This is a genomic window from Microbacterium sp. MYb66, assembly GCF_002979435.1.
In the GTDB taxonomy this organism is placed as follows: Bacteria; Actinomycetota; Actinomycetes; order Actinomycetales; family Microbacteriaceae; genus Microbacterium.
This window is the reverse complement of sequence record NZ_PCOV01000012.1, coordinates 1-9,921: the sequence shown is the minus strand read 5'-3', so window position 1 is coordinate 9,921 and position 9,921 is coordinate 1. Positions and strand designations below refer to the sequence as shown.

At 69.7% G+C, this 9,921-nt stretch carries 10 protein-coding genes; all 10 read right to left on the bottom strand.

Going from position 1 to position 9,921, the window contains the following annotated elements:
• Positions 1-3: 3 nt before the first annotated feature.
• Genes xerD through CQ045_RS18690 form a run of 10 tightly spaced genes read right to left on the bottom strand, consistent with a single transcriptional unit; the run spans position 4 to position 9,737 of the window.
• On the bottom strand, positions 4-906 hold the full coding sequence (xerD, locus tag CQ045_RS17115) for a site-specific tyrosine recombinase XerD (protein WP_105725945.1): 903 nt from the start codon (positions 904-906) through the stop codon (positions 4-6).
• Positions 907-909: 3 nt separating this feature from the next.
• The gene (locus tag CQ045_RS17110; RefSeq protein ID WP_105725943.1) at positions 910-1,491 is read right to left on the bottom strand and encodes an NUDIX hydrolase; all 582 of its coding nucleotides are present in this window, start codon (positions 1,489-1,491) and stop codon (positions 910-912) included.
• The gene (locus tag CQ045_RS17105; RefSeq protein ID WP_105725941.1) at positions 1,484-3,193 is read right to left on the bottom strand and encodes a CTP synthase; all 1,710 of its coding nucleotides are present in this window, start codon (positions 3,191-3,193) and stop codon (positions 1,484-1,486) included. Before CQ045_RS17105 ends, CQ045_RS17110 begins: the two co-directional genes overlap by 8 nt.
• Before the next feature lie 17 nt (positions 3,194-3,210).
• Positions 3,211-4,902: a DNA repair protein RecN gene (recN, locus tag CQ045_RS17100; protein WP_105725939.1), complete on the bottom strand. Its 1,692-nt coding sequence runs from the start codon at positions 4,900-4,902 to the stop codon at positions 3,211-3,213.
• Positions 4,899-5,819 (bottom strand): NAD kinase, encoded by a 921-nt coding sequence (locus CQ045_RS17095; protein WP_105725937.1) that lies wholly within the window; start codon positions 5,817-5,819, stop codon positions 4,899-4,901. Before CQ045_RS17095 ends, recN begins: the two co-directional genes overlap by 4 nt.
• A complete protein-coding gene (locus CQ045_RS17090) occupies positions 5,816-6,613 on the bottom strand; it encodes a TlyA family RNA methyltransferase (RefSeq protein ID WP_105725935.1) in 798 nt (265 codons plus the stop codon). The genes CQ045_RS17095 and CQ045_RS17090 overlap by 4 nt, the downstream gene beginning before the upstream one ends.
• A complete protein-coding gene (locus CQ045_RS18905; RefSeq protein WP_181156626.1) occupies positions 6,610-6,786 on the bottom strand; it encodes a hypothetical protein in 177 nt (58 codons plus the stop codon). Before CQ045_RS18905 ends, CQ045_RS17090 begins: the two co-directional genes overlap by 4 nt.
• A gap of 52 nt (positions 6,787-6,838) precedes the next feature.
• A complete protein-coding gene (locus CQ045_RS17085) occupies positions 6,839-7,876 on the bottom strand; it encodes an HAD-IIA family hydrolase (RefSeq protein WP_105725933.1) in 1,038 nt (345 codons plus the stop codon).
• Entirely contained in the window at positions 7,876-8,718 is an 843-nt protein-coding gene (locus CQ045_RS17080) for a hypothetical protein (protein WP_258131138.1), read from the bottom strand. Before CQ045_RS17080 ends, CQ045_RS17085 begins: the two co-directional genes overlap by 1 nt.
• Positions 8,719-8,738: 20 nt before the next feature.
• Positions 8,739-9,737 (bottom strand): hypothetical protein, encoded by a 999-nt coding sequence (locus CQ045_RS18690; protein ID WP_146115265.1) that lies wholly within the window; start codon positions 9,735-9,737, stop codon positions 8,739-8,741.
• Positions 9,738-9,921 lie beyond the last annotated feature (184 nt).

Sequence of the window (9,921 nt, the reverse complement as noted above, 5' to 3'; positions counted from 1 at the left end):
ATGTCAGCGGGCACGCGGATGCGACGTCGCATAGATGTCGCGGAGCGCGTCGACCGAGACGTGCGTGTAGATCTGGGTGGTCGCGACCGAGGAGTGCCCCAGGAGCTCCTGCACGACGCGGACGTCGGCGCCGCCCTGCAGCAGGTGCGTCGCGAACGAGTGCCGCAGGGTGTGCGGCGAGACCGCCACCGTGATCTGCGCGCGCTCGGCGGCTTCACGGATGACGAGCCACGCGCTCTGCCGCGAGAGGGGAGCCCCGCGTGCGCCGAGGAACAGCCGCGCGGACGCCCGCCCCTTCGCTGCGAGTCCGGGACGGACGCGGGTCAGGTAGGCGTCGACGGCGGCACGCGCGTAGGACCCGACCGGCACGATGCGCTCCTTCGACCCCTTGCCACGCAGCCGGAGGACGTCGCCGTGAGCCAGGTCGTCCACATCGAGCCCGATCGCCTCGGATACGCGCGCGCCGGTCGCGTAGAGCAGCTCCAGCAGCGCGCGGTCGCGGATGCCGAGGGGCTCCTCCGACGACGGTGCGCCGAGCAGTCGCTCGACCTGATCGATGGTCAGCGCCTTGGGAAGCCGCTGCGGTGCTTTCGGCGGACGGAGCCGGGCGCTCGGATCGTCGGCTTCGATCCCTTCGCGTGCGAGGAACCGATGCCACCCCCGGACGGAGGACTGCAGGCGGGCGAGACTCGTCGAGGCCGGAGCCGGCTCCGCGGACGCACGCTCGGCGATGAAGCGGTCGATCACCGCCGGGGTCACCTCCGCGGTGTCGGCGATGCCCGCTGCGATGAGCCACTCCCGGTATCCCTCGAGGTCGCGTCGGTATGCCGCGATCGTGTGGGCACTCAGGCCGCGCTCGACCGTGACATGACGCAGGTAGGCGTCGAGAGCGCGCTCGAGCAGCATCCCTCAGACCCGGTCGCGGAGCCTCTGCGACGCCGCGAGGACACCGATGGCGAGGATGCCGTTGCGCATGCGTCCGTCGAGCACGGCGCTGACGGCATCCGCCAGCGGCACCCATTCGACGCGGATGTCCGCTTCCTCGTCTTCGCGGTCGTGCGTGGCGTCCGCCGGTTCGACGCCCGTGGCGAGGAAGACGTGGATGATCTCGTCGTTCCCACCCGGCGTCGTCCACGACGAGACCAGGGGCTCCCAGTGGGTCGCAACCAGATCCGCCTCTTCGGCGAGCTCGCGGCGAGCGGCCTCGAGCGGCTCCTCGCCTTCGATATCGAGAAGACCGGCCGGCAGCTCCCAGTCGCGGTGTCGGATCGGATGCCGATACTGCTGGATCAGAAGCACCCGCCCCTCGCCGTCGAGCGCGACGATCGCCACCGCGCCGGTGTGGTCGACGTACTGACGGACGATCTCACCGTCGCCGTACCGGACGCGGTCGGAGCGCACGTCCCAGACCCTGCCCTCGTAGACGAGGTCGCTCTGGAGGACCTCCGGCTCGAACGGCTCGTCCCGGAGGGGTTCGATGGGCTCAGGCATCGGCCGTGACGTCATCGCTCACATCGAACAGCTCGCTCGCCCGGTGACGCTCGATCGCGGCACCCACGAGCCCGCGGAACAGCGGGTGCGGGGCCGTCGGACGAGACCGCAGCTCCGGGTGGGCCTGGGTGGCGATGTAGTACGGGTGCACGTCGCGCGGCAGCTCGACGTACTCCACCAGGTCGAGCTCGGGGTTGAGGCCCGAGAACACCAGGCCGGCGTCCGTCAGACGGTCGCGGTAGGCGTTGTTGACCTCGTAGCGGTGACGGTGCCGCTCCGATGCCACGGGAGTGCCGTAGAGCTCGCGCGCCAGGGATCCCTCCGCCAGAGCGGCCTGGTACAGCCCCAGCCGCATCGTGCCGCCGAGGTCGCCCCCGTCGAGGATGTCGACCTGCTCCGCCATCGTCGCGATGACGGGCTCGGCCGTCGCCGGGTCGAACTCGCTGGAGGAGGCTCCGGCGATACCGGCCACGTCGCGGGCGTACTCGATGACCATGCACTGCAGTCCGAGGCAGAGGCCCAGGGTCGGGATGCCCTGCTCGCGCGCGAACTTCAGCGCACCCAGCTTGCCTTCGATCCCGCGGATGCCGAAGCCGCCGGGCACGCAGATGCCGTCGAGCTCTGCCAGCTGCTCCTGGGCGCCCTCGGGCGTCTCGCACAGGTCCGAGGGGATCCAGCGGATATTGACCTTGGTCTCCTGCGCGAATCCACCGGCCTTGAGAGCCTCGGTCACCGAGAGGTAGGCGTCAGGCAGGTCGATGTACTTGCCGACGAGCCCGATCGTGACCTCGTGCTTGGGGTTGTGGACCGCGTGCAGCACCTTGCTCCAGCGTGTCCAGTCGACGTCGACAGCTGCCTTCTGGTCCAGCCCGAGTCGGCGCACGATGTAGGAGTCGAGACCCTGCTCGTTGAGCGTCGAGGGGATGTCGTAGATGCTCGGAAGGTCGACGGTGTTGATGACGCCTTCGACGTCGACGTCGCACATGAGGGCGATCTTGTTGCGGTTGCTCGCGCTCACCGGACGATCGCTGCGGAGCACCAGCGCGTCGGGCTGGATGCCGACCTGGCGAAGCGCTGCGACGGAGTGCTGCGTCGGCTTGGTCTTCTGCTCCCCCGAAGCGCCCATGAACGGCACCAGCGAGACATGCACGAAGAAGACGCTGTCGCGCCCGAGTTCGTGGCGCAGTTGGCGCGCGGACTCGAGGAACGGCTGCGACTCGATGTCGCCGACCGTGCCGCCGACCTCGGTGATGATCACGTCGGGGCGCGGCTCCTCCGAGGCCTGCAGACGCATGCGTCGCTTGATCTCGTCGGTGATGTGCGGGATGACCTGCACCGTGTCGCCGAGGTACTCGCCGCGGCGCTCGCGCGCGATCACCTGCGAGTAGATCTGTCCGGTGGTGACGTTGGCCGCCTCAGACAGGTTGATGTCGAGGAAGCGCTCGTAGTGGCCGATGTCGAGGTCGGTCTCCGCACCGTCGTCGGTGACGAAGACCTCACCGTGCTGGAACGGGTTCATCGTGCCGGGATCGACGTTCAGATAAGGGTCGAGCTTCTGCATCACGACCCGCAGACCGCGGGCGGTGAGGAGGTTGCCGAGGCTCGCTGCCGTCAGTCCCTTGCCCAAAGACGAAACGACACCACCAGTCACGAAGATGTGCTTGGTCGTGTCGTTCTTGGGTCCCGCAGAAGAAGAGTTCATCACGGGCTTCGATCCTATCAGGCAGTGGGGACGCGGAGGCTGAGAAGTTCGCGGGCGTGGGTCAGCGCGGCGTCGGAATCGGCGAGTCCCGAGAGCAGACGGGCCATCTCCGCCTCGCGCTCCCCGCCTTCCAGACGTCGCACACTCGAGGCGGTGACCGCGCCGTCATTGGCTTTGACGACCGACAGATGATTGTTGGCGAACGCGGCGACCTGCGCGAGATGCGTCACCGCGATGACTTGCGACTTCTCCGCGAGTCGGGCGAGTCGCCGTCCGACCTCGATGGCCGCGGCCCCGCCGATACCGGCATCGACCTCGTCGAAGACGAAGGTGGGGACCGGGTCCGTCGCGGCGATGACGACCTCGATCGCCAGCATGACCCGAGACAGCTCGCCTCCGGAGGCGCCCTTCGAGACGGAGCGCGGTTCGGCTCCGGGATGCGGGGCGAGGAGGATCGCGACGTCATCGCGGCCATGCGTGGTCTCGGCGCCTTCCGAGACGGCGACCTCGAGTCGCGCATCGGGCATGGCGAGTGCGTGGAGTTCTGCCGTCACCGCCTCGCCGAGGCGTACGGCGGCGTCGGTGCGCGTCGCCGTCAGAGCGGCCGCATGCTCGTCGAGTTCCGCGCGCGCGGCGTCGCGTTCGGCGACCAGCCTCTCGATGCGGTCTCCGTCGTCGTCGAGCTCGGCCAGACGGGCCGATCCGGTCTGCCAGAGCGCCAGGGCCTCGTCGAGCGAGCCGTGGGCGCGGATGAGAGTTCCCAGAGCCGCGCGGCGCTCTTCCACTGCGGCGAGCTCGTGCGGACCGGTCTCATCGAGATCGGCGAGATAGGCGGAGAGGACGCCCGCGACATCGGCGATCCGATAGCCGATGTCCGCAAGGCTCTCGCCGATCTCGGTGAGCTTCGCATCGGAGGCGCGCTCGAGCACCCGACGTGCCTCTGCGACGAGCGCAGAAGCGTCCGGCTCGCCCTCCTCGTTCGAGAGCGCTCCGTGCGCGAGAGACGCCGCGAGACGCAGCTCCTCGGCGTTCGCGAGGCGCTCGGCACGGGCGGCCAGGTCGTCGTCCTCCCCCGGCTCCGGCGCCGTCGCCTCGATGAGCGCGAGGGCCTCCCGCAGGCGGGCGGCCTCCTCGGCGCGGCGGTCGCGGTTCTCGGTGATCTCCGAGATCTCGGCGTCGAGGGTGCGCCAGCGGGCGAAGGCCCCGGCGTACTTCTCGAGGGCCGACGCGATCGGCGCTCCGCCGAAACGATCGAGGGCGTCGCGCTGAGCGGCGGCCGAGCGCAGACGCAGCTGCTCGGACTGCCCGTGCACGACGACGAGCTCCTCCGCGAGAGAGGAGAGGACGCCCGCAGGGGCGGCACGACCTCCGACGCTCGCTCGGCTGCGGCCTTCCGCGCTCAGAGTGCGCGAAACGTAGAGTTCCGCGCTGCCGCCACCGGCCGGCTCCAGCTCGCCTCCGGCGTCCGCGACGATCTGAGCGACGTCGCCGCGTTCGGGAACGACCCAAACGCCGGCCACCGATGCCTGTGAGGCACCTGCGCGCACGGCGCCCGAATCCGCCCGCTGCCCCAGCAGCAGACCGAGCCCGGTGACCACCATCGTCTTGCCTGCACCGGTCTCGCCGGTGATCGCGGTGAACCCCGGCCCGAGTGGCAGCACGGCGTCGGCGATGACGCCGAGGCCCTGCATCCGCATCTCCTCGATCATGGCTGCTTCCCCGGTTCCTGGCCGCGCCATCCTTCGACGGGAAGCTGGAACTTGCGCACGAGCCGGTCGGTGAAGGCCGTGGGATGCAGACGCGCCAGTCGCACCGGGCGGGAGGACCGGCGCACGACGACACGCGCGCCGGGCGGCAGATCGTGCGATCGGCGCCCGTCGCACCACAGGATGCCCGAGCCGTCGGTGCGTTCGAGCATCTCGATCGCGACCGACGCGTCGGGGCTGACGACGAGGGGCTTGGCGAACAGCGCGTGCGCCGACAGCGGCACCACGGCGATCGCTTCGACGCTGGGCCAGATGACCGGGCCTCCGGCGGAGAAGTTGTATGCGGTCGAGCCGGTGGGCGTCGACACCACCATGCCGTCGCAGCCGAAGCTCGACAACGGCCGACCGTCGATCTCGAGGACGACCTCGATCATCCGCTCGCGGCTGGCCTTCTCGACCGTGGCCTCGTTGAGCGCCCAGGTCTCGTAGACGACCGCGCCCGCCGCGTCCTTCACCCTCACGGAGAGGGCGAGTCGCTCTTCGACCTCGTAGTCGCGGTCGATCACGCGCCGCACCGCGTCGTCCATGTCATCGCGGTCGATCTCCGCAAGGAATCCGACATGGCCCATGTTGATCCCGAGCACGGGCGCACCGCTGTCGCGCACGAGCTCCGCGGCCCGGAGGATCGTCCCGTCGCCGCCGAGCACGATCGCCAGCTCGAGGGACGCCGGGTCGGCGGACTCCCCGAGCACGTCGACATCGGCGAAGAACTCATCGACGGCAGAGAGTGCGGCATGGTCATCGGCGGCCAGGACCGGACGGGCCCCGGCACCACGCAGAGCGTCGGTGACCCGGCGGGCGGCCTCGACGGTGTCGACGCGGCCGGCATGGGCGACGACCAGGATCCTGCGCTCGTTCATCGTCCTCCTGCCAGTCGGTTGATGCTGTCCAGCCATTCTGTCGGATTGCTGCCTCGCCCCGGTGCGAGATGCACGAGATACTCCGCATTGCCGTGAGTTCCGAGAATCGGAGAGGGCAGGATGCCGAGCATTCCGAGCCCCGCGTCCCAGGCGCTCCACACCGTCCGTGCCACCGCGTCTGCGCGTGTGGCGGGGTCGGTGACCAGTCCCCCTCGCACGGCGGTGCGACCGACCTCGAACTGCGGCTTCACGAGCAGCAGGATGTCGGAGCCCGCGGCGGCGACTCCGGCGACGGCCGGCAGCACGAGCTCGAGCGAGATGAAGGAGAGATCGCCGACGACGAGGTCGGGGGTCCCCGCCTCCCCGGTCTCGGCAGCGAGGTTCTCAGGCGTCATGTACCGCACGTTGTAGCCCTCGACGGCCACGACCCCGGGATCGGCGGCGATCGACGGAGCCAGCTGCCCGTGTCCGACGTCGACCGCGAGCACCTTTCGTGCCCCGCGCTCACGCAGCACCTGGGTGAAACCGCCCGTCGAGGCCCCCATGTCGAGCACGAGTCGTCCCTGTACGGGGATGCTGAAGCCGTCGAGACCCGCGATGAGCTTGTGGGCCCCGCGTCCGACGTAGTGGTCGGCGCCGGCGATCGTGATCTCCGCAGCGTCGCCCACAGCGGTGGATGCTTTCACGACCGGACGGCCGTCGACGCTCACGAGTCCCTCGGAGATGAGTGTGGCCGCGTGGCTGCGCGAACGGGCGAGTCCTCGAGCGGCGAGGGCAGCGTCGAGTCGCGTCATCGGGATCCCGAGGTCTCCCGTTGATCGAGCTTCGCGCCGCTCTCGAGGCGCCGGGAGAGCTCGTCATGCAGGGCCGAGTAGGCGTCGGCTCGCGCCGGGAGGGGCTGCCCCTCGATCAGGCGCAGGCGGCTCCACAGGCCGTCGGTCGGCGCACTCGCGGTCTCTTCGCTCACGCTTCTACTGTACGCGGCCCCTTCGACGTCGGACGAAGCCACGCGACGGCTCTCAGGGCCGGTGGAACGGATCGTCGTAGAGGCGTTCCGGAACGCGCAGCACGAACACCGGAGTCCCTGACGCCCAGATCGCGGCTGCACCTGCGCGCAGCAGATCGATCTGCGCATCGGACTCCGACACGATCTCGACATCCGCACCCGAGACCCGCACGGCGGCGCCGTTGACCTGGAACACGCCGTCACGTTCCATGACCTCCGGATACGGGAGGTGCAGTTCCCGGAGGTCGCCCAGGATGTATGTCGGACGCGAGCCTTCCGGCGCTGCCAGCACGTGCTTGGGCCGGTCGATCCCCGTGAGGACGAGCACCGAGTCGATGCCGACCCGGCTCGCGCCCATGATGTCGGTGTCGAGACGATCGCCGATGAAGAGCGCCTTCTTCGCCCCGAATCGGGCGAGCGCCTCTTCGAAGATGGGCGCCTCCGGCTTCCCGGCGACGGTCGCCAGTCTGCCGATGGCCGTGTGCACCGCCGAGACCAGCGTCCCGTTGCCCGGAGCGACGCCGCGTTCGCGCGGGATCGTCCAGTCGGTGTTCGTGGCGATCCACGGGATGCCGCCTTCGTCCTCGGGGAGCTTGAGCGCGAACGCAGCCTCGGCGAGGTCCGTCCAAGCCACCTCCGGAGCGAACCCCTGCACCACCGCACTCGGCGAATCCTCTGCACTGCGCGTGACCGTGTAGCCGGCCTTCTGCACCTCGTCGACGAGTCCGTCGCCTCCGACGACCAGGATCGTCGCCGGGGCGGGAAGGATCTGCGCCATCAGCCGCATCGCCGCCTGCGGACTCGTGACCACGTCGGACGGTTCGACCCGGAGGCCGAGACTGCTCAGATGCTCGGCGACGGATGCATCGGTGCGAGCCGCGTTGTTGGTGATGTAGCCGAGCCGCGCGGACTCCGCAGCCCGGTTCAGGCTGTCCACGGCGAACGGCAGGGCACCGGGGCCGGCGTAGACCACGCCGTCGAGATCAGCGAGAACGGTGTCCACCCCGTCGAGGGGCGTGCGAGAAGGGCGCTTGCGCGAGAACAACGCCACTACGCCTCCGGCTCCGACTCGTCGGTCTCATCCTCACCGAGGAGCTCGCGCACCTCGTCCTCGACCGTCGGCTCGACGGCTGCGGGATCATCCGACTCCGAGTCTTCGGACACGTCGTCCGACACTGCAGCGTCTTCCGAGTCGTCGAGGTCTGCCGCGTTCTCGGCGTCCTCAGCCGGGTCGTCGCCGGTCTGGTCGTCCGTGCTTTCTTCGGCAGCGGGCTCGGCGGTGGGCTCGGCGATCTCGTCGTCGAGGAACTCGCCCTCGATCATGCTGTCCTCGATGAAGATCTCCTCATCGCCGGCTTCGTCGACGCCCAACGCCTGCGCGGCGACCTCGGCACGATGGGACCAGAACGCGGCCTCGTCATCGCGTCCGAGGTCTTCGAGCACCGCCGCGCGCGCGGCGAAGAGAGCAGGGCTCCATTCGAACGCGCGATCAGGATCGAGTTCGGGGATCTCCAGTTCACCGAGCGCGAGTTCGAGATCGCCCTGGTCGAGCCGGGCGCCCGACATCGCAATCGCGAGAGCGACACGCACGGGGGTCTCCAGGGCGGACCGGTCGACGGCGCGGCCGGTCTCGAGGGCGCGGTCAGAACGGCCGATGCCACGCTCGCTGTCGACCATCAGAGCGATCTGATCGTCCTTGCCCGAGATGCGGCGGTAGGTGCGCAGCTCGCGCAGGGCGAGCGCGAAGTCCTCCGTGGCGTATGCCGTGATGCCGAGGGTCTCGCGCACGATCGCGATGCGGCCGGCCCGTCGAGATGCCGCCAGCGCGTGCTCATGTGCGAGCGCGGGGTCCTCATCGATGAGCCGCGAGGCCATGGCGAGGTGACGCGCCACGTGCTCCGCGTTCTCCTTGCTCAGGGTCTTGAGCTCGTTGCGCGCCGCCCCGTTGAGGTCGCGTGCGGTGACGTCGTCGGGAATCTGCGGCTCATCGAACCGCGGACGCTCGTTCGCAGCCTGAGCGGGGCGCTCACGGTTCGCTCCCCCACGCTGAGGGAAGGAGCGCGACCGGTCACGGTCCCCACCCTCGCGGCGCGGAGCGGAGTCGCGGTTGTAGCCACCGCCCTCACGACGCGGGGCAGCGCCTTCGCGGCGCGGGGCACCGCCTTCGCGGCGCGGGGCGGAGTCGCGGTTGTAACCGCCACCCTCACGGCGCGGAGCTGCACCTTCACGGCGTGGAGCGGAGTCACGGTTGTAGCCGCCACCTTCACGGCGCGGAGCACCACCTTCACGGCGCGGAGCGGAGTCACGGTTGTAACCGCCACCTTCACGACGCGGAGCACCACCTTCACGGCGCGGAGCGGAGTCACGGTTGTAGCCACCGCCCTCACGACGCGGAGCACCACCATCACGGTTGTACCCACCGCCCTCACGACGCGGAGCACCACCATCACGGTTGTACCCGCCACCTTCACGACGCGGAGCACCACCATCACGGCGCGGAGCGGAGTCACGGTTGTAGCCACCGCCCTCACGACGCGGAGCGGAGTCGCGGTTGTAGCCACCACCCTCACGACGCGGGGCACCACCATCGCGGTTGTAGCCGCCACCCTCACGACGCGGGGCACCACCATCACGGCGCGGGGCGGAGTCGCGGTTGTAGCCACCGCCCTCACGACGCGGGGCACCACCGTCGCGGTTGTACCCACCGCCCTCACGACGCGGGGCACCACCGTCGCGGTTGTAGCCACCGCCCTCACGACGCGGAGCAGCACCGTCGCGGTTGTACCCACCGCCCTCACGACGCGGAGCACCACCATCGCGGTTGTAGCCACCGCCTTCGCGGCGCGGGGCAGCACTATCGCGGTTGCTGCGGTCAGGGCGCGCGCCGGAAGGACGGTTCCCGCGCGATCCACTGTCGTCGTTGCGACGCGGACGGCGCTGTTCCTCTTCCGGCATGATGCTCCCTGTTCTCTTCGTGTAAACGCAAAATGGCCACCCAACGATGGGTGGCCATTTTGACTAAAAGGAGTCCGGCGGTGTCCTACTCTCCCACAGGGTCCCCCCTGCAGTACCATCGGCGCTGTGAGGCTTAGCTTC